The organism is Pseudomonas sp. NMI542_15 (genome assembly GCF_021283425.1).
GTDB classification, from domain to species: domain Bacteria; phylum Pseudomonadota; class Gammaproteobacteria; order Pseudomonadales; family Pseudomonadaceae; genus Aquipseudomonas; species Aquipseudomonas fortuita.
In genome coordinates, this window is record NZ_JAJSRO010000032.1 from 12,548 (window position 1) to 37,649 (window position 25,102).

Here is a 25,102-nt window from a genome sequence, read left to right on the forward strand (position 1 = left end):
AGACGGCAACAGCCACTGCCTGTTGCCGCCTCTTAGAAAACATGGGTTATTGATTTGCCAGGGACTCAGCCCGGTCAGGCTTCGCCGACAAACGCCTGCACTTCAATTTCCACATCCACCCCCAGCGCCAACGCCGAGGCCACAGTCGAACGCACTGGCAGCGCCGCGCCAAAAAACTCCTTGTAGACCTCGTTGAAACCGGCAAAGTGGCTCATGTCCGACAGCCATACCGTGGCCTTGACCACTTGATCGAAGCGCGCGCCGCAGGCCGCCAGGCTTTCGGCGATGCGCTCGCAGGCTGCGCGGGTCTGGGCCTGGATATCACCGCGCACTACTTCACCACTGGCGCTCATCGGCACCTGGCCGGAGAGGAACAGAAACCCCCCGGCCTTCACTGCACGGGAAAACGGAAACGGCAGGCTACTGGGGAAACGCTGGATGTCATTGCTCATGGGATGCTCCTTTCGAGGTTGCTGGAAACGGGTCGGCGAAGGTGGGGGCGCTGCGCCGGCAAGGTGACAGGCCGACCCTCACCATGCCGCACTGAATCGGCTCCGGTCCAAGCCCGGATTATCGCCCGCGAACGGGCGCCAGTTCTACGATTTTATCTGCAACCCCGGGCAAACGTTCGCCCGGGGCCTGAACACATGCCGGTTATAACCTAATAACGAACAAGTCTATTTGGCTATAAAAAAATCTATATGCTGGCTGCATCCGATAACGGGCAAAGATGGGCAGTCGAGTAGCGTATGGATGTAGGTTCTTTCGGTTTCACCATTGCGGGCCTGGTCGTGGGTTTCATCGTCGGCATGACCGGCGTCGGTGGCGGCTCGCTGATGACCCCGATCCTGTTGTGGTTTGGCATCAACCCGGCTACGGCCGTTGGTACGGACCTGCTCTATGCAGCCATCACCAAGGCCAGTGGCGTCTGGGTGCATGCGCGCCACAAGAACATCGACTGGAAGATCACCGGGCTGCTCAGCCTGGGCAGCGTGCCCGCCGCAGCACTGACCCTGTGGTTCCTCAGCACCCTGCACACCGACACCTCGGCGCTTAACGCCATCATCAAGCAAGGCCTGGCAGTGGTGCTGATCCTCACCGCGCTGGCCATTCTGTTCAAATCGCGTCTGCAGGCCTTTGCCAGCCGCCATGCCAGTGACCACTATCACCTCAGCGACCGCAGCCTGAACACCCTCACCGTAGTCACCGGCGTGGTGCTGGGGGTTATGGTCACCCTCACCTCCATCGGTGCTGGCGCCCTGGGCACCGTGGCGCTGTTCCTGCTGTACCCGTTTCTGGTCACCCGCCGCCTGGTCGGTACGGAAATCGCTCACGCGGTGCCGCTCACCCTGGTAGCAGGGCTGGGCCACGCGGGCATGGGCAACATGGACTGGTCGCTGTTGGGCTACCTGCTGCTGGGCTCGCTGCCGGGCATCTACCTGGGCAGCCACCTCACCGGACGGATCTCGGACCGCGTACTGCGCCCGTGCCTGGCGGCGATGCTGCTGCTGATCGGCTACAAGCTGGCGTTCTGACCCTCAGCCCAGGCGCAGGCGCCACTGCCCGGTAAAGCTCAACTCAAGGCGCGAAAGCGGCGGCACGTCGATACGCTGGCTAGCCTGCATCGGGCACCCCAACACCTCTACCAACACGGCGCGCATCACCATCGGGTGAGTCACTGCCAGCCACTCACCCGGCGTGTCGAAGGCCGCCAGCCAAGCGGCCACCCGCTGGCATACTCTCGCGAAAGATTCCCCCCCATGCACCGCACTGGCCGGGTCCTGCAGCCACTGCGCCAACGCCTGCGGTTGTTCGGTTTGCAACTGCTTCAGCGGCAAACCCTGCCAACGCCCCAGGTCGCAATCGGCCAATGCCGGCTCGATCTGCACCGGCCCCGACCACCACGCCGCCGTCTCGCAGGCTCGCCGTTCTGGCGCAGTCAGCATTTGCACGCCGGGCACGATGGCGTCGGGCTCTTGGGTCAACGGCAAGATGGCGTCATCTGCACGGTGCAGGCGCCCGGTCTTCTGGGCCTGGGTCAGGGCATGGCAGATCAGGGTCAGGCGGACGGCTTTCACCGGGGCTCTCTCGCAGCAGGCAGGGGCCCATGGTTTAGCATGCTGCGAGGCGTTTGGCTGCAACAATGTCGCCGCCCGCACAAACGCGTATCCCTTGTAGGCGCGCTCAGTTCATAGATAGGTAACCACCTGCGCCAAACCCCACACCGGCAGCGCCCCCACCAATCCCACCGCCAGCCGTGGCCAGTACGGCAGTAACATCACCAGCACCAACCCCGCCAGCGACAACACGCCGAACCAGGCCACCGGCCCCATGGCCCAGCCCCAGGCCTGGGCGCACAGCGTCAGGCTCGCCAGCAACGCCAACCAACCGGCACTGCGCAGGCTGATACTCCACACGCGCGGGCAGGTGCGGTTCCACACCTGTTTGTAATGCCGCTCCAGCCCCTGGCACAGCCCGAGCATACCGGCATAAGCGAACAGCACTGCGCCTGCAATCCACATCATCATGCCTCGGCCTCCTGTTGCCGGCCTGCCCGGGCCTTGCGCTGCACCGGTTGTACTTGCCGCACCCGCCAGGCCACCAGCCCAATCAACACGCCCAGCACCAACGCACAGGCCGCTACGCCCAGGCGCATGGCGTCTTCGAGCCCGCCAAACGCACCCAGGCCGATGCACAGCAATGCCGTCAGCAACAGTTGCTCGGCCCATGCACGGCGTGCCGGCCTGACACCCGCATGCAACAGCGCCAGCAGCCATACACCAAAGAACGCACGTACTTCCCAGCTCTCCCGCTGTAGCAGTTCCACCGGCAACAAGCGGCTGGCCCACAGCAGCCCGACGCATGCCAGTAGCAAACCGCTGATGAAGCTCACGTTGCACACCTCGGCCACCCGGTACCAGCGCCGCGCCGAAGCATCGGCAGTGGCACTGACATACTTGCGCCCGCGCTTTACGCAGAACAGCACCAGGCCGCTGGCGATCATCAGGCAGCTGACCAGCCCGCACACGAAGTACAACCAACGCATCGGGTAGCCGCCAAATTGGGCAAAGTGCAGCCCGACCATGACCCGCTGGGTCAAAGGCACCGCGCGCCACTCAGGTACGTCGCTGAGCAGTTGCCCGCTGACGCCATCGAAGACCATGGCCTGCCCCTTGGCCAGGGCAATCCGGTTGCCCAGCTCGGGGCGGATTTCAACGCGCGCCGCCGCCGTGTTCGGGTTGCGGATGTTCAAGCCGCCGATCGGCCCCAACCGCGCCTCGGCCTGGGCCAACAGCGGGGCTACATCCACCAGCGCGGCCGGCTGCCTGGCCAGGCCACGGGGCTGTTCCACGCGAGCATTGCCTTGGGCCTGGAAGTAGGCGCGTGCGTCGCCGGCAAAGAGCGCATCGACCCCGGCGGGGATGTAGATGAGCATGAAGATCACCAGGCCGGTGTAGGTGATCATAAGGTGGAACGGCAGCAACAGCACCGCGCTGGCGTTGTGGAAATCCAGCCACGAGCGCTGGCCCTTGTTCGGCCGGAAAGTAAAGAACTCCTTGAAGATCTTCTTGTGGATGACGATGCCGGTCACCAGTGCCGCAAGCATCACCAGCGCCAGCGCACCGACCACGAAAATACCCCAGTTGCGTGGCAGGTCGAGGGTGAAGTGGAAGCGGAAGAAGAAGTTGCCGCCGACACTGTCACGCACCTCGATGGCCTCGCCGGTGCGCGGGTCGAGCTGCACGCCACCGCCGTGGCGGCGCTCGCCCGTAGACACGCGCAAGCCAGGCGCGCGTTCGCTCGGCAGGCTGATGCCCCAGTTGCCTGCTTTTGGTTCATGGGCCTGCAGGTAGTCGATAGCGCGCCGGGCAGCGTCGGCCTGGGGCACCTGGGTGGCCGGGATTTCCGGCTGCATCCAGTGGTTGAGCTCCTTGTCGAACACCGCCAGGGTGCCGGTGACGAAGATGGCGAACAGCAGCCAGCCGAAGATCAGCCCGGCCCAGGTGTGCAGCCAGGCCATCGATTGGGTGAAGGTGTTCTTCATGCCAGCCGCTCCATTACCTGCGACCAGAAGCCGATCAGGGCAAGGGGCACGGCCAGTGCCAGCGGCGCCCAGGCGCGCAAAGCATCTCGGCAGGCGAAGGCCCAGAGGATGGCAACGGTGTAAAAAATGAACGCCGGCAGGGTCGCGACGATGACCGCATCGGCGGCAGATAGCGGCAGGATGCGGGCCAGGCAGGCACTGGCGGCGTAGCTGAGGGCGTAACCGCCGAGCAACGCGGCGGCGCTGCGAGAGAGTAGTTGTAGCCAGGCAGGGGCTTTGATCATCGGAGGGTTCCTTGAGGTCCGGTGATGAGGCCAGGGCTGTGCGCAGCCCAATCGCCGGCAAGCCAGCTCCCACAGGCCCCGCACAGCATCCGAGGGCTGTGCGGTACCTGCTGGAGCGGCCTTGTGTCGCGATCGGGCCGCGAAGCGGCCCCCGCTGTCAGAAGTTGATATTCAGCGCAGCAAACACCGCCCTGCCCGGCTGGTTATACGTGTTGGCCCCCGAACTGCTGGCGTTGCCGCCACGCAGGATCTGCTTGTCGAACACGTTGTTCACGCCCACCCGCACGTCGTAGTTGGCGTTGAACTTGTACCCGGCGCTCACATCCACCAGGCCATAGGCCTCGACGTCCTGCTGCGCGGCCTTGTCGTAGTCTTGCTGGGTGCGGTAGTTGTAGGTCGGCGATTTCTGCTTGCCAAAGTAGGTGCCCGCCACCTGGAACGACAGCTGCTCGGTGGCGCGCCAGTCCAGGGTGGTGTTGACGGTATATTCCGGGATCACCGACAGCGGTTCGCCAGTCTCGCGATTGTCGTTGTCGAGCATCCAGGTCAGGTTGGTGTTCCAGTCCAGGGTCGGCGTCAGCTCGATGAAGACGTTGCCTTCGATCCCTTCCACCCGCGCCTTGCCGGCGTTTTCCCACTGGGTCACGCGGCGGCCGCTGTTAATGGCATAGAGCACATCGGTACCGCCGATGATCTTGTTCTTGTAGTCATTGCGGAAGTAGGTGGCGCTGGTACGCCAGGTGCCGCGGTCGTACAGCAGGCCAATCTCCTTGTTGACGCTGATTTCCGGCTTGAGGTCGGCGTTACCCTGCAGGTAGCAACCACCGGAGTTGGTCTGCTCCACACTGCAACCTTGGCCGCGGCTGTAGAGCAGGTAATTGGGGTTGGACTGGTACAGGTTCGGCACCTTGTAGGCGCGAGCAATGCCGCCTTTGACCGACAGCGCCTCGGTGAGCTTGTGCGACAGGTTCAGGCTGGGGCTGAAGTTGTCGCCAAACATCTCGTGATGGTCAAAACGCAAGCCAGGCGTCACCGTCGTGTCGCCGATGACGATATTGTCCTCGACGAACAACGCGTAGCTTCTGGCGGTCATCTTCGATTCGCTGCGGTCGAAACCGCTGATCGCGTCATTGCCCGACCCACTCGGGTCGAAGCTCTGCGGACGGAACGAGCCCTGGTCGTTGAGCGACTCGTACAGGTACTCGCCCCCCAGGGTCAGCACATGCTCGGTGCTGCCCAGGGCGAACGGCAAGTTGACCTCACTGTTCAAGCGCGTGTTACGCAACCGCGACATCGCCGCGCCACTGTCGTTGATCGCCCCTTCCGGGCCACCGGCCAAACCCTCGTTGAGGCGCCAGTTGCGCACGTATTCGTAGGCCAGTGTGGTCTTGCTGGTACCCCAGGTGAAGTCGCCCAGGTGGGTCAGGTCGTAGGTGCTGCGCTGCATGACGTTGGTTTCGTGGCCATACAGGCTGGAAATCAGTGCGACGTCGCTGCCGCCGTTGCTGTTCATGGTGTCGCCCGCGTAGATATTGCCTTGGCGGCTGTAGCCGGCACTGGCTTCGAAGCGGTGCTCGTCGTTCAACTTCCAGCTGAGCAGGCCGTTGATGTCCTTGTTGCGCACCCCCTCGCGCCCGGCAACCAGTGCGCTGTTGGCGTGGCTGGCGTTGATATCGAGGTCGTCAGCGTCAGTCTTGGCCAAGCCGCCGAACAGCCGGAAACCAAGGTTATCGGTGAGGCCGCCACCGAGGTTGAAGTTGGCGCGGCGGCTGGCACCCTCGGCACCGTCTTCCGGCAACTGGGTGAACAGGCTGACGCTGCCCTTGAGCTCGTCGGTGGGGCGTTTGGTGATGATATTCACCACCCCGCCCATGGCGCCGGAGCCGTAGCGAGCGGCGGCTGGGCCACGCAAGATCTCGATACGCTCGACGGCCTCGGCGGGCACCCAGTTGGTTTCACCACGGGTATCACGGTCACCGTTCCAGCCATAACGCACAGCGTTGCGGGCGCTGGAGGGCTTGCCGTCGATGAGGATCAGGGTGTTTTCCGGGCCCATGCCGCGCAGGTCGATCTGGCGGTTGTTGCCGCGCGCGCCGCTGGCGCTGTTGCCGGTCAGGTTGACGCCGGGCTCGCGGCGGATGATATCGGACAGGTCATTGGACGGCGGGTGGCGCTTGATGTCGTTGGCGGTGATGATCGACGAACCCAAGGCCTGACGCGCCTCGCGCTCGGCGGTGATCAGGGTGTCCTGAATCACCAGCGCGTTGTCGGCAACCGGCACTTCCAGCACCTCACCCGTACGCTGCTCTTCAGCCTGGGCCGCGGTGGCCACCATGGCCGGTGACGCCAGCGCCACGAACGCCAGGGCCAGGCTGTTGGGTGAAGTTCTGCACTGCATGGGTACATCTCCTGCGATTCATGAGCGAAACGGCACATCCCTGTCGCAAACCGGGAGCCCTCGCCCACCGGCCTCGCAAACACAGTCTGGTGGCCAACAGGGGTGGTAAATATAGGGAATTGCAAATGAGAGTAAATCGTATTTACGAAGTTTACATGTTTGTAACCGAACTTTGCTGAAGCGCGCGGTAGAGCGCCGTATTCCCGCTCACACAGAATCCTGGCCATGCTGCAGTAATTGGCTGCTGCACTGGCTACACTGGCCTTCCTCTAACCCGAGCCATCTGTTCATGCTCCCAGCCACGCTGATTTTCCTGTTCACCCTGACCCTGGTCATCTGGCAACCCAAAGGCCTCGGCGTCGGCTGGAGTGCCACCTTCGGTGCGCTTCTGGCCCTGCTGTGCGGCGTGGTGTCACTGCACGATATCCCCACCGTCTGGGCAATCATCTGGAACGCCACCGCCACCTTCATCGCCCTGATCGTCATCAGCCTGTTGCTGGACGAAGCCGGTTTCTTCGCCTGGACGGCGCTGCATGTGGCGCGTTGGGCCCGAGGCGACGGGCGTCGCCTGTTTGCCTTCATGGTGCTGCTGGGGGCAGCGGTATCCGCGCTGTTCGCCAACGATGGCGCAGCCCTGATCCTCACCCCCATCGTCATGTCGATGCTGCTGGCGCTGCGCTTTTCCCCCACGGCAACCCTGGCCTTCGTGATGGGCGCCGGTTTTATCGCCGACACCGCCAGCCTGCCGCTGGTGGTATCGAACCTGGTCAACATCGTGTCGGCGGACTACTTCGGGCTCGGCTTCAACGCCTACGCCGCCGTGATGGTGCCGGTGAACCTGGTGGCGGTCGCGGCCACGCTGCTGGTGCTGTGGCTGTATTTTCGCCGCGACATCCCGCTGCGGTACGCCACCGACGACCTGCAAGTGCCTGCCCTGGCAGTGCGCGATCGCGCCACGTTCCGTGCGGGTTGGGTGGTACTGGTGGTGTTGCTGGCCGCGCTGTTCGTGCTGGAGCCGCTGGGCATCCCGGTCAGCGCCGTGGCCTCGGCCTGCGCCGCCGTGCTGTTTGCCGTGGCCGCCCGCGGCCACGTGATTTCAACCCGCCGCGTGCTGCGCGAAGCACCGTGGCAGATCGTGGTGTTCTCACTGGGGATGTACCTGGTGGTGTACGGGCTGCGCAATGCCGGCCTGACCGACGCCCTTGCCGGGGTACTGGACTGGCTCGCCGGGCATGGGCTGTGGGGGGCTACGCTGGGCACCGGGCTGATTGCAGCGCTGCTTTCGTCACTGATGAACAACCTGCCCAGTGTGCTGATCGGCGCCTTGTCGATCCATGCCAGCGAAGCTCAGGGCGTGGTGCGCGAGGCGATGATCTACGCCAATATCATCGGCTGCGACCTGGGGCCGAAGATCACCCCGATCGGCAGCCTGGCCACGTTGCTGTGGCTGCATGTGCTGGCGCGCAAAGGGGTGGTGATCGGCTGGGGGTATTACTTCAAGGTCGGCGTACTGCTGACCGTGCCGGTGCTGCTGGTGACCTTGGCGGCCCTGGCACTTTGGTTGAGTGTTTGAGGTTGCCGAGCAGCTGGCTCCAATCCCTGGAGCACAGCTTCAGCCAGCGCAAAACCTCTCGTCAACCAATGCTCAGTTGCCGTCAGCGGTTTCAGCCGTCTTGCGCAAGAAGCCCTGCTGGCCACCGTTGCGGTTTGGCGCGAACCCATTGGCCTGCAGGCTTTCTTCGACGGTGTCGTAGAACACGCCGATCTTGCTGATTTCGCGGGCTTGCCTGGCGGTGGCGATCGGCCGACCGAACTCGCGCGACATGCGCACCAGCTGCTCGATCTGCTGCACCGTGGACATCTTCTCGGTCTGCGCCTGGTTCCACAGGTTGTCCTCGATGCCGCAGCGCACGTGCAGGCCCATGGCGATGCCCATCATGTTGATCGGAAGCACGTTGCGCATCGAGCTTTCCACGGTGAGCACGGCGCCGTCCGGCACGGCCCGCACGATGTTGGCGAGGCTGTAGATGTTCGGCACGTCCATGCCGCCGCCGATGGCCACCCAGTTCATCACCAGCGGGCCTTTGTAGATGCCACGACGCATCAGGCGCTCGACCGACTCGAAACTGTTCAGGTTGTAGCACTGGAAGGCACTCTGGATACCCGCGGCGCTAAGGCGGCGCACGTGCTCCTCGACCCAGCCGGGCTGCGCGGGCACGGTCATTTCCTTGTAGGCCTCGTACACCGCCGGGTCTTCCATCGAAGTCCCGCGCACATCCTGATAGCCCCAGTGCTCGACCACGTTCATCTGCGAGGTGTTGACCGTCACCGTGACCTGATCGGGCTTGGGATCGAGCTCGGCCAGCATGTGGCGAGTATCGTCGCTCAGCCACTTGGCCGCAGCGCCTTCGGTCTCGGGGGCAAAGCTGATCGAGCCCCCCACCTGGATGATCATTTCCGGTACCGCTTCACGCACACCGGCAATCAACTCGTTGAACTTGGACAGGCGCTTGGAGCCCTTGCCATCCAGCTCGCGCACATGCAGGTGGAGCACCGTGGCACCGGCGTTGTAGCAATCCACGGCCTTCTGTACCTGCTCGGCCATGGTCACCGGGATGTCCTCGGGGAAGTCGGACGGCACCCAGGAAGGCGCATAGGGCGCTGCGGTGATGATCAACGGCTGCTGGTTCTCGGTGAACAGGTGGCCATCAAGGAAGTTCATGGGGTGTTCCTTATATTGGGATTGTTGGAAAGGTGTCGGTACAGACCGACGGCTATTGGGTTTCAGCAATGCATCTCGCGGATCAGCTTCTTGTTGATCTTGCCAACACTGGTCTTGGGGATGTCCGCCACGAAGTGCACCTGGCGCGGAATCGCCCACTTGTTGATCTGGCCACTGTCGACAAACTGCTTCAGGTGCGCTTCGAGCCCTACCTGATCGAGGCTGTCACCCGGCATGCACACCACCAGCGCAATCGGCCGCTCGCCCCAGTGCTCGTCGGGAATGCCCACCACCGCCACGGCATTGACCGCAGCGTGCTGGCTGATCAGGTTCTCCAGCGCCAGCGAGCTGATCCACTCACCCCCGGTCTTGATCACGTCCTTGATGCGGTCCTTGATCTCCAGCACCCCGTGGCGGTCGATCGAGCCCATGTCGCCGGTGTGCAGCCAACCGTCCTGCCACAGTTCGGCACCCTTTTCCGGCTCGTGCAGGTACCCCTGGGTCAGCCACGGCGAACGCACCACGATCTCGCCCAGCGACTCACCGTCGTGGGCCACCTCGACGCCCGCCGCATCAACGATGCGCAGGTCGACCATCGCCACCGGGGCGCCGGTCTTGATCCGCTGCGCCACCTGTTCGCACATGGGCAAGGCCAGGTCTTCGTCGTGCAGGTGGGTCAGGGTCAGCAGCGGGCAGGTTTCCGACATGCCGTAACCGCTGAAGATCAGCATGCCGCGCTCGCTGGCCTGACGCGCCAGGCCATGGGTAAGCGCGCTGCCGCCGAGCAGGATCTTCCAGCGGCTGAAATCGGTGTGCCGGCCTTGCTCGCTGTCGAGCATCATCTGCAGCAAGGTGGGTACGCAGTGGGAGAACGTCACCCCCTCATCGCGGTACAGGCGCACCAGCTTGTCCGGCTCGTAGCGGCCCGGATACACCTGCTTGATGCCCAGCATCGTGGCCGTGTAGGGCACGCCCCAGGCGTGCACATGGAACATCGGGGTGATCGGCATGTACACGTCGCTGGATCGCAGCAACGGCTGGCCGTCGTAGGCGGCGAAGGTGCCTAACTGGTTCAGGGTGTGCAGCACCAGCTGGCGGTGCGAGAAGTACACCCCCTTGGGGTTGCCGGTGGTGCCGGTGGTGTAGAACAGCGTGGCCACCGACTGCTCGTCGAAGTCCTCGAACTCGGCCTCGGGGCTGGCTGCATCCAGCAGCGCTTCGTACTCGCCGAGCACCGGCAGCGACGTGGCCGCAGCCTCCCGGTCCGTCAGTTGCAGGTAGCCTTTGACCTTGCCCAACTGGCCGTGCAGCTGCTCCAGCAGCGGCACGAAGTCGTCATGCACCAGCACCAGGTCATCCCCGGCGTGGTTCATGGTGTAGGCCACCTGCTCCGGCGACAGGCGAATGTTCACTGTGTGCAGCACCGCGCCAATCATCGGCACGGCGAAGAAGCATTCCAGCGAACGGTGGCTGTCCCAGTCCAGCAGCGCGACGGTGTCACCGGCCTGCACGCCGGCCGCGCGCAGCACGTTGGCCAGGCGCCGCACCCGCTGCTCGAGCTCGCGGTAGGTGTAGCGCAGCGTGTCGGCGTAGACGATCTGCTGGTCCGGCTGGTGTTGCACACCCGACATCAGCAGGCGTTTGATCAGCAAGGGGTAGGCATAGGCGCCGGCTGCCGGCGGCATTATTTTTGTCTTGGCCATGACGTTGGTTCCAGTTTCCATGTTCGAATCGACTAAGAGCTGACTACGCCTGCACCCGCGCTTGCGCGCGTGGTACCTGGGCACTGTCACGGGGCTGTGGTGCGGCTTCGCAATGCGCGGGGGCCGCCGCGACAAAGCGCTTGTCCGGCAGCAGGAAGTGCGACAGGGCCGGGATCAGCAGCAGTGCGCCGAGCATGTTCCAGAGGAACATGAAGGTCAGCAGGATGCCCATGTCGGCCTGGAACTTGATTGGCGACCATGCCCAGGCGACCACGCCGGCAGCCAGGGTGATACCCACCAGCCCGACCACCCGGCCGGTGAAGGCCACGGCGTTCTGGTACGCCTCGCCCAGGGTGCGGCCCTGCCGCTGGTAGTGCAGCTGCACACTGAGCAGGTACAGCGCGTAGTCCACGCCGATGCCGACGCCCAGGGCGATCACCGGCAAGGTGGCCACTTTCACGCCAATGCCCATGGCCACCATCAGCGCTTCGCACAGCACTGAAGTCAGCACCAGAGGCAGCAGCGCCACCAAGGTCGCGCGCCAGCTGCGGAAGGTGATCAGGCAGAACAGCGTGACCGCCAGGTAGACGAACAGCAGCATGGTGCGGTTGGCTTCGCGCACCACGATGTTGGTGGCAGCTTCGATACCGGCGCTGCCGGCGGCCAGCAGAAACTGCCGGTCGGGGCTGCTGTTTTCGCGGGCGAAGCGGTCGGCGATGGCCACCACGTCGTCCAGGGTCTGGGCCTTGTGGTCCTTGAGGTAGGCGATCACCGGCATCATCGAGCAATCGGTGTTGAACAGCTCCGGGGCGTTGACCGAAGCCTGCTGGGCGGCGTAGTTGAGCATGTCCTGGTTGCGCTGCAGGCTGCTCATCTTCGGGTTGCCTTCGAAGGCGCCTGCGGTGATCTGGCGCACGGCGTTGACCAGCGACACTGTGGTCTGCACCCCGGGGTACTGCTGCAACTGCCAGGCCAGGCGGTCGGCGAGGATCAGCGTCTTGTAGCTCAGGCAGCCTTCCGGCGGGGTCTTGATCATCACCGCGAACAGGTCGCTGGACAGCGCGTAGTGGCTGGTGATGTAGGCGTTGTCGCGGTTGTAGCGCGAATCGGCGCGCAGCTCCGGCGCGCCGCTGTCGAGGTCGCCGATCTTCAGCTGCAGGCTCACCCAGAAACCGCCCAGGCCCAGCAACGTGGCTACCAGCAACGCGCCGGTGGCCCACTTGCGCGTGGTAAAGCGGTCGAGGGCGTCCCACAACTTGCCAAAGCCCCGGTGCTCGGCGGCGCGCTGGTCGATACGCAAGGCACGCTCCGACGCCTTGCGGCCAACGCCAACGTAAGACAGCGACACTGGAATCAACAGCAACGAGGTGAAGATCAATACCGCCACGCCGATGCTGGCGGTGATCGCCAGGTCCTTGATCACCGGAATGTCGATCAGCATCAGCACGGCAAAGCCCACGGCGTCCGCCAGCAGCGCCGTAACCCCGGCCACGAACAGGCGGCGGAAGGTATAGCGCGCCGCCACCAGCTTGTGGGTGCCACGGCCGACGTCCTGCATGATGCCGTTCATCTTCTGCGCCGCGTGCGACACGCCGATGGCGAAGATCAGGAACGGCACCAGGATCGAGTACGGGTCGATGGCATAGCCGAGCCAACCGACAATGCCCAACTGCCACACCACCGCCGCCAGGGAGCAGAACACCACCAAGAGGGTACTGCGCACGCAGCGGGTGTACAGGAAGATAATCACCAGCGAGGTGACCACCGCCAGGGCGAAGAACATCATCACCTGGATCAGGCCGTCGATCAGGTCGCCCATCAGCTTGGCAAACCCGATGACCCGCACCTTGTACTTGCCCTCGCCTTCCTTGCCAGACGCGCGCGCCTTGCTGTCGCCGCCGTATTCGTACGTGTCGCGCAACTGCTGTTCGAGCATCTGCGAGAACTGCCGGTAGTCGATACCGCGCCCGGTAGCCAGGTCGTGGTCGAGCAGCGGCACCACCAGCATGCTGGACTTGAAGTCGCTCGCCACCAGGCTGCCGACAATACCGGCACGGTTGATGTTCTGGCGCAACTGCTCGATGTCGGCCGGTTTGCCCTGGTAGTCATCGGGCATCACCGCGCCACCCTGGAAGCCCTCCTCCGTGACCTCGGTCCAGCGCACGCCTGGGCTCCACAACGACTTCATCCAGGCACGATCGACGCCCTGGGCAAGGAACAGCTCGTCGTTGATCTTTTTCAGCACGTCCAGGTATTCGGGGTCGAAGATATCGCCCTGGGTGTTCTCCACCACCACCCGCACCGAGTTGCCCAGGCCGCGCAGCGACTTGCGGTTGTCGAGGTAGTTCTGGATGTAGGGCTGGCTCTGCGGGATCATTTTCTCGAAGCTGGGCCGCAGTTCCAGGCGAGTGACAGCCACATAGCCGAGCACCAGCGTGGCCAGCACCATGAACAGCATGAACAGCGGGCGATAGTTGAAGATCATGCGTTCGAGCAGGTTGCCGGAACGTGGATCGAAATCCCGCAGGTCGCGGATCACCGGCATGGTGTCTTGCTTGATGTTGGCCATCACGAGGCTCTCTTGGAATACTTGTGGGTCTTAGCGGGCTGGCAGCACGCGCACGCCGCGCTCACCTACCAGCACGGTGCCGTTGCCGCGGGTCTGCAGGGCAGCCGCCACAGGTGCCAGCGGCACCTGCGGTTGCAGGGCGAAGCTCTGACCGCCGTCGTGGCTGCGCAGCACATGCCCGGCCTGGCTGAACAGCCAGTAGTCACCCTGGCTGTCGAGGCTGGCGGCGGTGATGCTCTGGCCCAGCCCGGTGTCCACCTTGGTCCAGCTCTGGCCGCCGTCGAGGCTGCGCGCCACGTGGCCACGCAGGCCGTAGGCAAGCACTTCGCCGGGCTTGCCGAGAATGCCGAACCAGGTGCCCTGGTAAGGGCCAGGCAGGGCGACGAAGCGCTGCTGCCGGGCATTCCACTTAAGCAGCAGGCCCTGTTCGCCGGCCACGTAAAGGTCATCGCCGACCGCCCGGATGGCATTGAGGTGCAGGCCTTGCGGGTTGTCGGTGCGGTCCTGCATCGGCACCCAGCTTTCGCCACCGTCGTCGGTGCGCAGGATCAGGTTGAACACGCCCACCACATAGCCGTGCCGGGTGTCGGTGAACCACACACCCAGAAACGGCTTGTCGGCACCCTCCTGCTCCAGGCGCTGGCCTTCGGCGGCGAACTGCGGCCATTGCGCATCGTCGGGGTGGGCCTGTGCCAAGGCCTGGTAATGGGCCGTGACCAGTGCACCGATCTTCCGGCCATCGAGCTGCACGGCCCAGTTCACACCGCCATCACGACTGTGCAGCACCACGCCATCGTTGCCTGCCGCCCACCCTTCCTGGGGGGTTGGGAACGCCAGGGCATTGAGGTCGGCGCTGACTGGCACGCTGGCCTGGCGCCAGTCCTGGCCCTGATTGTCGGAATACACGATGTGCCCACGGGGCCCCACCGCGACCAGCCGCTCGCCGGCCCGCACCACATCGCGCAGGGCGCTGTGCACCGCTAGCGCGCTAGGCTCGGCCGGCAGGTCCAGCACATCGACATAGGCCGCCTGGGCCACACCGCAGCTGCCGCCCAGGGCGAGCGTGATTGCCAACGCCCACGGCGCATACTTGTTCAAAGAAGCCATGCCACATCCTCTGCAAAACCTGACGGCGGCCACTTGCGGGCCGCCGCCAGACGGGTCATCGGGGTCAGCGAATGCCGGCGCCGGCCAGTGCTTCCGGTGACCACTGCGCCTTGGACAGAGGGGCGATGTACTCGATACCGCCGTGCGGGCCGATCAGGCCGTTGACGTTGTAGGTGCCACCGACCAGGTCGTAGACCACGTGCGGGTTGTTGTTGGGAATCTGCACGTCGTAGCTCTGGGTGAAGAAGCTGAACGAGCCGCGATACAGCTGGCCACGGGCGTCGTACTGGTCAGAAGCCAGTGCAAACCAGCTGTCCTCGTCAAGGTAGAAGCGGCGCTTGGCATAGATGTGGCGGGCATTGCCCTTGAGGGTGCCTTCCACTACCCAGACACGGTGCTTTTCCCAGCGCACCTGGTCGGGCGAGAGGTGGTTCGGCGTGGTCAGGGCCTTCGGGTCGTGGATGTAGGTGAGCTTGTAGGTGTTGTACGGCACGTACATTTCTTTCTTGCCGAGCAGTTGCCAGTCGTATCGGTCCAGCGCACCGTTGAACACGTACACGTCGTCGAAGGTACCGGAGCCTGCGGTGCCTGGGTTGGGTGTGTCGTAGGCCAGGTTCGGCGCCAGCTTCACCCGGCGCTGCCCTGGCAGGTACTGCCAGGCGCGGCGCTCTTGTACCAGCGGGTTGGCGGCGTCCTTGAGCATCATCGACTCACCGGCGCGGCGCGCCGGGCCTTCGAAGTACAGCTTGGTCTGGAAGTAGATGTCCTTGGGTTCGATGACTTTGTTCATGTCTTCGTAGATCGGGTAGGCGTTGTACGCCAGGCCCGTGGTGGCCAGGGCCGCGACACCGGCGGAGTCGACGTTCCAGGAGTCATACTTGGCCTTCTGGGCCACACCCTGGTAGCGCAGCAGGTGGTTCCACATGGCCTCGGCGCCCGACTGCGGGATCGGGAACGGCACGCCGGGCAGCACATTTTCGATGGCCATGCCGTCCTGCAGGGACTTGGCATTGGCGGCATTTTTCAGGGTGTTGTCGAGCAGCACCTTGGGCAACGCCGCGGTGCGGTGGCTCGGGTACACATCGATGTGGAAGCTCGGGAAGCGCTTGGCCAGCTCCACGGTGGTAGCGGTCAGCGAATCCTTGTACTGGTCGACGTTCTTGCCGTCGATCACCAGCAGCGGTTTCTCCGAGGCGAAGGGGTCCGGGCGCAGGGTATCGCCCTGCTTGAAGCCGGCGGGCGGGGTGTTCAGGCCACCCTGGTAGGCCGGGATCGCGCCGTCGGTACTGGCGGCCTTGTCGGCGCCGACCATGGTCAGGTCCTTGCCCAGCCGGGCGACGTCCTGGGCCGGGGCGGCCGCATGGGCACTACCGGCAATAACGACCGCAAGCGAGGCCGACAGCAGGCTATTGAGATACTTCATCGCGTTTCTCCGCTTGTTGTTGTACTAGGAGCTTCAGAAGGTGGTCTTGAACGAGGCCGTGACCATGCCGCGATCTTTCAGCAGCGGTGCAAGCCCAGCCTGCGAAGTGATCTGCCCGGGGATGCACTGGTAGCGCCCGTTGGTGCCCGGGGTGTTGTTGTCGGTGCCGGTTTCGCAGGTATCGAACTTGCCGAAGGAGTCGACGTACTTCAGGTCGAACTTGTACTTCTGGTAGACGTCGGCGGCGATCCCGATCGAGTAGCTGCCGGCGTCTTCGTTACCGCCCAGCTGCACGGCCGAGTTGCCCTTGAGGCCAACGTTGTAGGACAGCGGCAGTGTGATATCGACCCCTGGCAGCGCCTGGAACCAGGTCGGGGTGAAGTTGACTGCCAGGGTGTAGGCGTTGGTGGTGACCTTGTCGACGCCTTCGTAGCTGGCGTCGCCCTTGAAGGTTTGCTCGCCCTTGTCGACGCTGACCAGATGGGTCATGGCGCCTTCCACGGCCAGCGACGAAGCGTTCCACAACGGCGTGGCGCCGAACGACACCAAGCCGTTGAGTACCACATGCAAGGTCTTGCCGCGGGCCAGCCCGGTTTCACCGTGGCCTGGCACTTCGCCGATCAGGTTGGTGCCGCCGGCGGTGCCGGCCAGGGCACCGTACAGCGGCCCGTTGATCGTGGTGAAGTTGCTGATCAGCGGCATGTTTTCGCGGTAGTTGACGTCCAGCCCCACGCTCACCGGACCGACGCTCTTGGCCAGGCTGATGCCGTAGATATCGATATCGTCGGCATAGGCCGTCATGTAGCTAGTGCCTTCCAGGCTGCCCGTGTGCAGGTTGGGGGCATTGATCAGCACCGCGGGGGTCGGGTCGGAGGTATTGCGGTAGTAGAAGCCCAGGGTGCCGTCGAGCCATTCCGGGCTCCACTTGGCCATTACACCGAAGTCGCCGCTGTTGTGCGGGCGGATGTCATGCCCGCGGGGTGCGCCATAGAAGGCACCGGCACCGCCGACTGCGTTGGGCACCGGCAGCCAGAAAATGTCGGCACCGTCGCCAAGCATGTCGTAGGCGCCCATGTAGGTGCCCCCTTCAGGCAGGCGCGAGTTTTCGAATTCGAGAAAGTACTGGGCCGCCAGGGTCAGTTCCGGGTTGATCGTGTAGCTCAGCGACAGCTGCTTGCGCGGCAGGAACAGTTCCTTGGTTTCGGTGCCGGGCACGTTGTACAGCTTGGCCAGGTCCAGTGCCGACTGGCCATAGTTGATGCCGTTGGCGGCGTTGAACAAGGTCTCGCCCCAGTACAGCGAGTGCCAGCCGAGCTTGCCGCTCACCATTGACTCGTCACCGATTTCGGTGCTGTAGAACACAAAGGCATCGAGGAATTCGCCAGACGGGCCGTTGTAGTACCGGTCGCTGTAATTGCTCAGGCCATGGCGCCTGGACGGGCCGCCCTGCAGCACAGTGCCAGCCGGCAGGCCACCGGCCGGGCGCGCCAGCACCAGGTTGCCGGCATTGCCCGCCTGGCCGGGAAACGGGTTGGAATTGGAGCCCACGTCGTCATAAGCGTGGTCGTACCAGCTCGCAGCACTGACACGCATGCCCATGTTGCCCTGGTACACCACGTCCAGTTCGGTCAGCAGGTCGACCCGCTGGGTCACCGCGCTGCCGACGCTGAAGTTCTTGTCACCGTCGTTGAGGTTGGCGGTGCGGGCGACCTTGGCGTTCTGGCCCTCGACGCGCTGGCCGTAGCTGAGCTTGGCGGTGTTGTCGAAGCGCACGTTCCAGTCAGGGTCGGCGAGGTCAAGCTGAAATGCCTGGGCAGCCGGCGCGCCGGCGACCAGCACCAGCGTGGCCAACAGATTGCGGCGGTGAAGGCAGAAGAGAACGTTCTTATTGTTGTTCATGCGGTATCTCTGCTTGGGATGTGCAAGGTGCCAGCAACGATCGGGCGCCGGCCTGACCCTGAGTGCGCGTGCCCCGGGCGGTTTAGCGATCGAGTTGCTGGATCAAGGCCTCGGCGTGTGGCCATGGGCCGAAGCCCGAGGCTGGGTTGAGGTGGCCAACGGCGCCGAGATCGACCAGCTCGCTGCCCCACTCGTCGGCCATGCGGGCGACGGCTTCGAAGCTCGCCAGGTGGTCGTTGCTGCTGGCCGCGACCAGGCTGGGGAATGGCAGCCGGCCGCTTGGCAGGGGTGCCCAGCCGTTGGCGCGCAGGCTGTCGGGGGTGGGATAATTGGCCGGCCAATCGGTATCCAGGTCCGGTGGGGCGGCCAGCAAGGCGCCCTTGATCGGGCGTTGGTAGCGGGCGGCCCAGTGCGCCACCATCAGCACACCGGCGCTGTGCGCGACCAGGATCACCGGGCCGTCAATGCTGGCCAGTTCGCGCTCGATCGCTTCGACGCGGGCGCTGCAACTGAGCTTGTCGGTTTCCAGCGGTGGTACCGAGCGCACCTTGCCCAGGCGCGCTTGCAGCAGGGTTTGCCAATGTTCGGGTACATGGTCGCGCAAGCCAGGCACGATCAGCACGGTTGCGGCGGTTTGCAGTTTTTCCACGTCAGGGCCCTTGCTCTGGTCAACTTGGTCGATTGCCGACTGCTTGAAGCCAGAGTAAAGAGTCGCCCTGCCAGCCGCTTTACATTGCGCGTCACGAACTTTTCAGTTGATGACACGGCTGCCGTGCCGCCCGGCCCCGGGCTCCGCTGCTCGGAAATGGCTTTGCATCTGACGACACAACCGCTATATAAAGACCACCCGCCAGCGCAGCGGAAGCTCATCAAGATCACGTGGAAAACAATAAAATGACCGTGCTCGCCCGTGCTGCAACCCTCACCAATTACCTGGAAGTTTCACGCCATCTGGGCCTCAACGGCCATGGCCTGCTGGCTCAGGCCGGCCTCAGTGCATCGCTGCTGGAAACCCCCGATCAACGCATCCCGGTGGCCGCTGCCATCAACGTGCTGGAGGAGTCGGCGCGGCTGAGCGGCTGCGAAGGCTTCGGCCTGCGCATGGCCGAACTCCGCCAGTTGTCGGACTTTGGCCAGGTCAGCCTGCTGATCAGCCATCAGCACTCGCTGCGCGACGCCCTGCAGGTGATCGTGCAGTACCGCCACCTGCTCAACAACGCACTGGCCATCCACATCGAGGAAATCGGCAAGACGGTGATCATCCGCCAGGAGGTCATCACTGACCAGCCGATGCACAGCCGCCAGGCTATCGAGCTGGCCATCGGCGTGATGCACCGCTTCTGCTCGGCGCTACTGGGCTCGCACTGGCACCCGATCAGCGCCAACTTCACCCACGCCGCCCCCGCTGACTTGGCCATCCACCGGCGCATCTTCGGCTGCAAACTGGAGTTCAACACCGACTTCAATGGCATCGTCTGCTCGGCATCCGACCTGGACACCGCCAACCCCCAGGCCAACGAAGGCATGGCGCGGCTGGCGCAACGTTATGTGGGGTTGCTGCAGGACGAAAACCTGCCATCACTGACGCTGGAAGTGCGCAAGGCGATCTTCCTGCTGATGCCCATGGGCCGCGCCACCATCGAGCACATCGCCCAGACCCAGGGCATGAACGTGCGCAGCTTGCAGCGGCGCCTGGAAGAAGAAGGCGCGACCTTCAGCGAGCTGGTCAACGGCGTACGCCGCGACCTGGTGGTGCGCTACCTGGAAAGCCCTGGCTATTCGCTGGGGCGCATCGCCGACATGCTCGGTTATTCCATGCACAGCTCGTTCACCCGCTGGTTCATCAACCAGTTCGGCCAGCCGCCAGCCACCTGGCGTGCGCAGCATGAGCCGCACACACAAACCAGACGCAACCGCAGCGCCGCCCAGGCGACCACCAGCGCACGCTGACGGCCCTGGGCCTCTGGGCTACAGGCCGACGTGCATCAGGCCCAGCACCAGCAGCACCAGGAACACCGTCTCGCCCACCATCAGCAAAATCGGCTTGATGCCTACGGCGGCCAGCTCCTTGAGCTGGGTTTTCATGCCCAGGGCTGCGATCGATACCACCAGGCACCCACGCGACAGTTCGTTGATACTGCCCTGCACCGCCAGCGGCACCCAGCCGGTGCTGTTGACGCAGGCAAGGATCATGAAGCCGACCGCGAACCATGGCAGCAACGGCGGGCGCTTGCCGGTACTGTCGATACCCTGGCGACGCGCGATCATGGCCGCGACGACGATCACCGGCACCAGCATGGCCACGCGCATCAGCTTGACCACCGTGGCGGTATCACCGGTTTCGGTGGACATGCTGTAGCCGGCCCCCACCACCTGCGCGACATCATGGATGGTGGCGCCGAGGAACACGCCGGCGGCTTGCGGCGACAGGCCCAGGGCATTGGCGATCATCGGGTAGAGGATCATCGCCAGGGTCGACAGCGCCGACACGCCGATCACCGTGAACAGCGTCGCCCGTTCCTTCTGCGGGTGGCTGGGCAGCGCAGCAGCCAGCGCCAGCGCCGCCGAAGCACCGCAGATCGCCGTGGCGCCGCCTGTCAGCATGCCGAACAGGCGCTGGAAGCCCATGGCCTTGGCCGCCACCATCGACACGCCGATGGTCACCACCACCAGGATCACCACCAGCGCCACCGCCTTCCAGCCAAGGCCAGCCATCTGCTCCAGGGTGATGCGCATCCCCAGCAGCGCGACGCCCAGGCGCAGCACGCTGCGCGCGGTAAACTCGATGCCGGCCTTGCACTTGCCGTCCGCGCTCAGAAAGTTCAGCGCCAGCCCCAGCAACAGGGCGAACAGCATCACCGGCGCGCCGTAGTGTTCGGCCAGGAAACTCGCCGCACCCGCGGCGATCAGGCTGACGATCAGGCCCGGGGCCAGGTCGCGCACCCGGTTGTTGACCCAGGCAAACGCCAGCGTGCTCATGCCTCCCTCTCCGCCAGGCCCGACACCGCCAGATGCATGGCCTCCAGCAAGGCCTCGGCCGGCTGCGCACCAACCACTTGCAGCCGGTCATCGAAAACGAAGCACGGCACGCCACGGCCGGCGATGTCGGCGCCGGCACTGACGAACGGCAGGCCATCGCCACGCACGCTGCCGGCCAGGGCCTCGGGGGCAAAGCCGCACTGCTCGGCGATGCACAACAGCGTAGCGCGGTCGCCCAGGTCTTCACCCTGCTTGAAATACGCAGCCAGTAACCGCTCCAGCAGTGCCTCTACCTGTGCTTCATTGCCCAGCTCACTGGCGTGAAGCAACAAGCGATGGGCGTCGGCGGTATTGGGCATGCGCTCGATGCGGCTGAATTCGATCTGCTCGCCGACGGCGCTGGCCGCTTCGCGCACCTGGGCCTGACGTTGCCGCACGGCCTGATCGCTGCCCAGGCGTCGCCGGTAAAACTCGGCGAACGGCTGGCCGTCAAATGGCAGCTCAGGCAACAGTTGCACGCCCTGCCAGGCCAGGTTGACCTCGACCTCTGGCTGCGCTGCCTTGAACTGCACCAGGGCGGCTTGCAATTGCCGGCGGCCTATCAAGCACCACGGGCAGATAAAATCGAAGTACACATCAATCGACAACAAACGCTTCACGAACGGGCCTCCAGTTCTGGCTGGACAGGTGCCTGGGCGGTTTCACCGAGCTGCAGGCGCGCCATGTCCAGGTGATAGTGACGCTTGGCATAAATGAACACCGCTGCTGCGCCGATGCTGATCAACGGCACCAGCTGGAATGCCGACTGCAAGCCGATCAGGTCAGACACCTTGCCGGTGATCAGCGGGCCGGTGGCCAACCCGAGCAGGTTGTTGCACAAGGTCAGCGTGGCAAACGCGGTGCCGTGCACCGTGTAGTGGGTGAGGTTGGCGACCATGGCGCTGGACGGGCCATTGGTGCCGGCGGCGATCATCATGCCCAGGCAAATCAGCACCAGTTGCGGCATGCCCGGCGGCAAGGCAAAGGCCACTGACAGCAGCACACAACTGCCCAGGCAGTAGGCGATGGCCAGGCTGATTTTGTGGTCCGGGCGCTTGCGCCCCATGCGGTCGCAAAGCATGCCGCACAGCACGATGCCCACCCCGCTGCACAGCACGATAATCGCAGCCACGGCGCCGGCGCGGTCAGTGCTCATGGCGTAGTAGCGGTTCAGGTAGCTGGGGAACCACACGATCACCGTGCCACCGACGAACAACTGCAAACCGCTGCCGACATAGGCGCTGATGACCGAGCGGCTTGAATACAGGGTACGCAGTGGCCGCATTGCCTTGAGCGCAGCCTTGTCGGGCGTTGCCGCCAGGCCTTTGGGGGCAATGCGCGCCTCGCGCACGATGAGCGGATACAGCAGCGCCAGCGCCAAACCAAAGAAGGCCATGCCGGCGAATGCCCAGCGCCACCCCAGGTGCTGGGCCATCACACCGCCCAGGCCCATGCCCAGTACCGAACCGAACATGCCACCGGCCATGAACGAGCCGGCCAGGGTGGCGCGCATCTCACGCGGGAACACCGCCACCACCACGGCAATACCGACGCTGCCGTAGGCCGCCTCGCCGACACCAACCAGAAAGCGTGCGATGAACATCTGCTGGTAGTTTTCCGCCAGGGCGCAACCCAAGGTCGCCAGGCTCCACATCACGGCCATGAACGTCAGGCTCTTGATCCGGCCAATGCGGTCGGCCAGCAACGACAGGGGGAAGGTCAGCAAACCGACCATCAGCGCGACGATGCCGCTGAGCAGCCCCAGCTGGCTGTCGCTGAGCTGCCATTCCTGCTTGAGCAGCGGGAATACGGCGTTGAGCACTTGCCGCGACATGTAGTCGGAAATCAGCAGGCCGAAGGTCAGGGCGAAAACGATCCAGGCGTAGCGCCGTGGAATGCCGAGCGAAGTATCAGTGCCTGGTTCTGCCGCACTGGCGTGATAGGTGGCCATGCTGCCTCCTCGGATATCTGAGTTTTATTGTTGTTATTGCTTACAGGCTATCGCGTAGCGATTGGGGCCGCATTGCGGCCCCAACGTGTCTGGCGGGTCAGAAAGTCGCATCCCCCATGATCCCGGCGCGCTCCATCTTGCGGTGGCAGGCGGGGTAATCCATGACGGCGTAATGCTGGGTACTGCGGTTGTCCCAGATGGCAATGCTGTTGGGCTTCCAGCGCCAGCGCACCTGGTACTCGGGGATGTAGGCCTGGCTGATCAGGTAGCGCAGCAATTCGCCCGCGCCGGGGTTGGCGTCCTGGCCGAAACGCACGCGCTCGGGGGTGTGGTAGTTGCTGAAATGGGTGGCGAAGGCGTTGACGAACAGCACCTTCTCGCCGGTTTCCGGGTGGGTACGCACCACCGGATGCTCGGCATCGGGAAAGAGGGCCTTGAGGGCAAGGCGCTTTTCGATCGGCATGGCGGCGCCGAAGCTGGCCTCGATGCTGTGCCGGGCACGCAGGCCCTCGATGCGCGCCTTGATCTCGGTAGGCAGGTTGTCGTAGGCCAGCACCATGTTGGTCCACAGGGTGTCGCCGCCCACCGCAGGGCTTTCCACGCAGCGCAGCACGCACCCCATCGGCGGTGCTTCACGCCAGGTGGCATCGGTGTGCCAGGCATTTTCATAGCGGTCTACCGGCGTTTCCGGCGATTTGTAGATCCGCACCAGGCCGGGGTGGTCCGGGTCGCTGCCGACCACGGGGTGGTCCTCCAGCTCGCCAAAGCGGCGGGCGAACGCCACGTGGTCGGCGCGGCTGATGTCCTGGTCGCGCAGGAACAGCACCCGGTGCTTGAGCAACTGGGCACGGACCTCTGCAAACAGGCCGTCATCATGAATCGCATCGGCCAGCCTGACGCCAAGCAGTTCAGCACCGATGGCGCAGGTCAATTGTTCGACTTGCATGGCAGTGCCCTCCTCAGATGACGAAGATCGACGAACCGGTGGTCTTGCGCGACTCCAGATCACGGTGCGCCTGAACTGCGTCCTGCAAGGCGTAGTGCTGGTTGATCTCGATCTTGATGCGGCCACTGGCCACATGGCCGAACAGCTCGCCTGCCAGGGCGGCTTTCTCAGCCGGGTCGGCGATATAGTCGGCCAGTGCCGGGCGGGTCAGGAACAACGAGCCCTTCATCGCCAGGATCTGCGGGTCGAACGGTTCGATGGTGCCAGAAGCGGTGCCCACGCAGACCATCAGGCCACGGCGCTTGAGCGAGTCCAGCGAGCCCATGAAGGTAGTGCGCCCGACGCTGTCGAACACCACGTTGACGCCAACCCCATCGGTCAGCTCGCGCACGCGCTTGGCCACGTCTTCGTGGCTGTAGTTGATGGTGTGGTCGCAACCATGGGCACGCGCCAATTCGGCCTTGGCGTCGGTGGACACGGTACCGATCACGGTCAGCCCCAGCAGCTTGGCCCACTGCGAGACGATCAAGCCGACACCACCCGCAGCGGCGTGCAGCAGGATGCTGTCACCCGGTTTGAAGTCGTACAGGCGACGCATCAGGTACGAGGCCGTGAGGCCGCGCATGGTCATGGCCGCGGCCGTTTCGAACGCGATGGTTTCCGGCAGCTTGATCAGCGGCGCGGCAGGGATCAGGCGCTCGGTGCTGTAGGCGCCGAGGGTATTCATGAAGCCGGTGTAGGTCACCCGGTCGCCGACCGCTACGTCGCTGACCCCCTCGCCCACCGCCTGGACCACGCCGGACGCTTCCACGCCCATGCCGTTGGCCAGCGGGATCGGGTAGGTGCCGTTGCGGAAATAGGTGTCGGCGTAGTTCAAGCCGACCGCCACGTGCCGCAGGCGCACCTGCCCAGGGCCCGGTTCGCCGACTTCGACGTCTTCGTAGCGCAGGACCTCAGGCCCTCCGGTTTCGTAGAAACGTACCGCTTTGGCCATGCCAATCTCCCTTCTTGTAGTTTTTGTTGAACAGCAACATGCG

General features: G+C 64.4%; 21 protein-coding genes. 3 read left to right on the forward strand and 18 right to left on the reverse strand.

Going from position 1 to position 25,102, the window contains the following annotated elements; all coding sequences use genetic code 11:
- Positions 1 to 74: 74 nt before the first annotated feature.
- Positions 75 to 452, reverse strand: a complete 378-nt coding sequence (locus LU684_RS28275) for a RidA family protein (RefSeq protein ID WP_016485872.1) — start codon at positions 450 to 452, stop codon at positions 75 to 77.
- Between the two features lie 297 nt (positions 453 to 749).
- Between LU684_RS28275 and LU684_RS28280 the strand changes: the two genes are divergently transcribed.
- The gene (locus LU684_RS28280) at positions 750 to 1,535 is read left to right on the forward strand and encodes a sulfite exporter TauE/SafE family protein (RefSeq protein WP_016485871.1); all 786 of its coding nucleotides are present in this window, start codon (positions 750 to 752) and stop codon (positions 1,533 to 1,535) included.
- A gap of 3 nt (positions 1,536 to 1,538) precedes the next feature.
- On the opposite strand, the gene LU684_RS28285 is transcribed toward LU684_RS28280, so the two are convergent.
- From LU684_RS28285 to LU684_RS28305, 5 genes are all read right to left on the reverse strand, one after another.
- On the reverse strand, positions 1,539 to 2,078 hold the full coding sequence (locus LU684_RS28285; RefSeq protein ID WP_209953162.1) for a histidine phosphatase family protein: 540 nt from the start codon (positions 2,076 to 2,078) through the stop codon (positions 1,539 to 1,541).
- A gap of 111 nt (positions 2,079 to 2,189) precedes the next feature.
- Positions 2,190 to 2,528, reverse strand: a complete 339-nt coding sequence (locus LU684_RS28290) for a DUF3325 domain-containing protein (protein WP_016485869.1) — start codon at positions 2,526 to 2,528, stop codon at positions 2,190 to 2,192.
- The gene (locus LU684_RS28295) at positions 2,525 to 4,045 is read right to left on the reverse strand and encodes a PepSY-associated TM helix domain-containing protein (protein ID WP_232895274.1); all 1,521 of its coding nucleotides are present in this window, start codon (positions 4,043 to 4,045) and stop codon (positions 2,525 to 2,527) included. The genes LU684_RS28290 and LU684_RS28295 overlap by 4 nt, the downstream gene beginning before the upstream one ends.
- Positions 4,042 to 4,329 (reverse strand): hypothetical protein, encoded by a 288-nt coding sequence (locus LU684_RS28300; protein WP_060518994.1) that lies wholly within the window; start codon positions 4,327 to 4,329, stop codon positions 4,042 to 4,044. Before LU684_RS28300 ends, LU684_RS28295 begins: the two co-directional genes overlap by 4 nt.
- Before the next feature lie 157 nt (positions 4,330 to 4,486).
- On the reverse strand, positions 4,487 to 6,727 hold the full coding sequence (locus LU684_RS28305; protein ID WP_232895276.1) for a TonB-dependent siderophore receptor: 2,241 nt from the start codon (positions 6,725 to 6,727) through the stop codon (positions 4,487 to 4,489).
- Positions 6,728 to 7,016: 289 nt separating this feature from the next.
- Between LU684_RS28305 and LU684_RS28310 the strand changes: the two genes are divergently transcribed.
- The gene (locus LU684_RS28310; protein ID WP_232895277.1) at positions 7,017 to 8,300 is read left to right on the forward strand and encodes an arsenic transporter; all 1,284 of its coding nucleotides are present in this window, start codon (positions 7,017 to 7,019) and stop codon (positions 8,298 to 8,300) included.
- Positions 8,301 to 8,372: 72 nt separating this feature from the next.
- Here LU684_RS28310 and LU684_RS28315 read toward each other — a convergent pair whose 3' ends face one another.
- From LU684_RS28315 to LU684_RS28345, 7 genes are all read right to left on the reverse strand, one after another.
- Positions 8,373 to 9,449 carry a 3-keto-5-aminohexanoate cleavage protein gene (locus LU684_RS28315; protein ID WP_016485864.1) on the reverse strand — a complete coding sequence of 359 codons (1,077 nt, stop codon included), beginning with the start codon at positions 9,447 to 9,449 and terminating at the stop codon, positions 8,373 to 8,375.
- A 62-nt stretch (positions 9,450 to 9,511) separates the two neighbouring features.
- A complete protein-coding gene (locus tag LU684_RS28320; RefSeq protein WP_060518998.1) occupies positions 9,512 to 11,152 on the reverse strand; it encodes a fatty acid--CoA ligase in 1,641 nt (546 codons plus the stop codon).
- Between the two features lie 43 nt (positions 11,153 to 11,195).
- On the reverse strand, positions 11,196 to 13,721 hold the full coding sequence (locus LU684_RS28325) for an efflux RND transporter permease subunit (RefSeq protein ID WP_060519000.1): 2,526 nt from the start codon (positions 13,719 to 13,721) through the stop codon (positions 11,196 to 11,198).
- A 30-nt stretch (positions 13,722 to 13,751) separates the two neighbouring features.
- Positions 13,752 to 14,828, reverse strand: a complete 1,077-nt coding sequence (locus LU684_RS28330) for a WD40/YVTN/BNR-like repeat-containing protein (RefSeq protein WP_016485861.1) — start codon at positions 14,826 to 14,828, stop codon at positions 13,752 to 13,754.
- 64 nt (positions 14,829 to 14,892) lie between these two features.
- Positions 14,893 to 16,251, reverse strand: a complete 1,359-nt coding sequence (locus tag LU684_RS28335) for a DUF1329 domain-containing protein (RefSeq protein WP_232895278.1) — start codon at positions 16,249 to 16,251, stop codon at positions 14,893 to 14,895.
- 33 nt (positions 16,252 to 16,284) lie between these two features.
- The gene (locus tag LU684_RS28340; protein ID WP_016485859.1) at positions 16,285 to 18,150 is read right to left on the reverse strand and encodes a DUF1302 domain-containing protein; all 1,866 of its coding nucleotides are present in this window, start codon (positions 18,148 to 18,150) and stop codon (positions 16,285 to 16,287) included.
- Positions 18,151 to 18,232: 82 nt separating this feature from the next.
- The gene (locus LU684_RS28345; RefSeq protein ID WP_016485858.1) at positions 18,233 to 18,799 is read right to left on the reverse strand and encodes an RBBP9/YdeN family alpha/beta hydrolase; all 567 of its coding nucleotides are present in this window, start codon (positions 18,797 to 18,799) and stop codon (positions 18,233 to 18,235) included.
- A gap of 245 nt (positions 18,800 to 19,044) precedes the next feature.
- Between LU684_RS28345 and LU684_RS28350 the strand changes: the two genes are divergently transcribed.
- Positions 19,045 to 20,100: an AraC family transcriptional regulator gene (locus LU684_RS28350; protein WP_232895279.1), complete on the forward strand. Its 1,056-nt coding sequence runs from the start codon at positions 19,045 to 19,047 to the stop codon at positions 20,098 to 20,100.
- A gap of 18 nt (positions 20,101 to 20,118) precedes the next feature.
- Here LU684_RS28350 and LU684_RS28355 read toward each other — a convergent pair whose 3' ends face one another.
- The 5 genes from LU684_RS28355 to LU684_RS28375 form a co-directional block, all read right to left on the reverse strand.
- Positions 20,119 to 21,129 carry a YeiH family protein gene (locus LU684_RS28355; protein ID WP_016485856.1) on the reverse strand — a complete coding sequence of 337 codons (1,011 nt, stop codon included), beginning with the start codon at positions 21,127 to 21,129 and terminating at the stop codon, positions 20,119 to 20,121.
- Positions 21,126 to 21,788, reverse strand: coding sequence for a DsbA family oxidoreductase (locus LU684_RS28360; RefSeq protein WP_016485855.1), 663 nt, complete (start codon positions 21,786 to 21,788; stop codon positions 21,126 to 21,128). The genes LU684_RS28355 and LU684_RS28360 overlap by 4 nt, the downstream gene beginning before the upstream one ends.
- Positions 21,785 to 23,119, reverse strand: coding sequence for an MFS transporter (locus LU684_RS28365; protein WP_016485854.1), 1,335 nt, complete (start codon positions 23,117 to 23,119; stop codon positions 21,785 to 21,787). The genes LU684_RS28360 and LU684_RS28365 overlap by 4 nt, the downstream gene beginning before the upstream one ends.
- Before the next feature lie 97 nt (positions 23,120 to 23,216).
- On the reverse strand, positions 23,217 to 24,065 hold the full coding sequence (locus tag LU684_RS28370) for a TauD/TfdA dioxygenase family protein (RefSeq protein ID WP_016485853.1): 849 nt from the start codon (positions 24,063 to 24,065) through the stop codon (positions 23,217 to 23,219).
- Between the two features lie 13 nt (positions 24,066 to 24,078).
- On the reverse strand, positions 24,079 to 25,059 hold the full coding sequence (locus LU684_RS28375) for a quinone oxidoreductase family protein (protein ID WP_016485852.1): 981 nt from the start codon (positions 25,057 to 25,059) through the stop codon (positions 24,079 to 24,081).
- Positions 25,060 to 25,102: the final 43 nt, after the last annotated feature.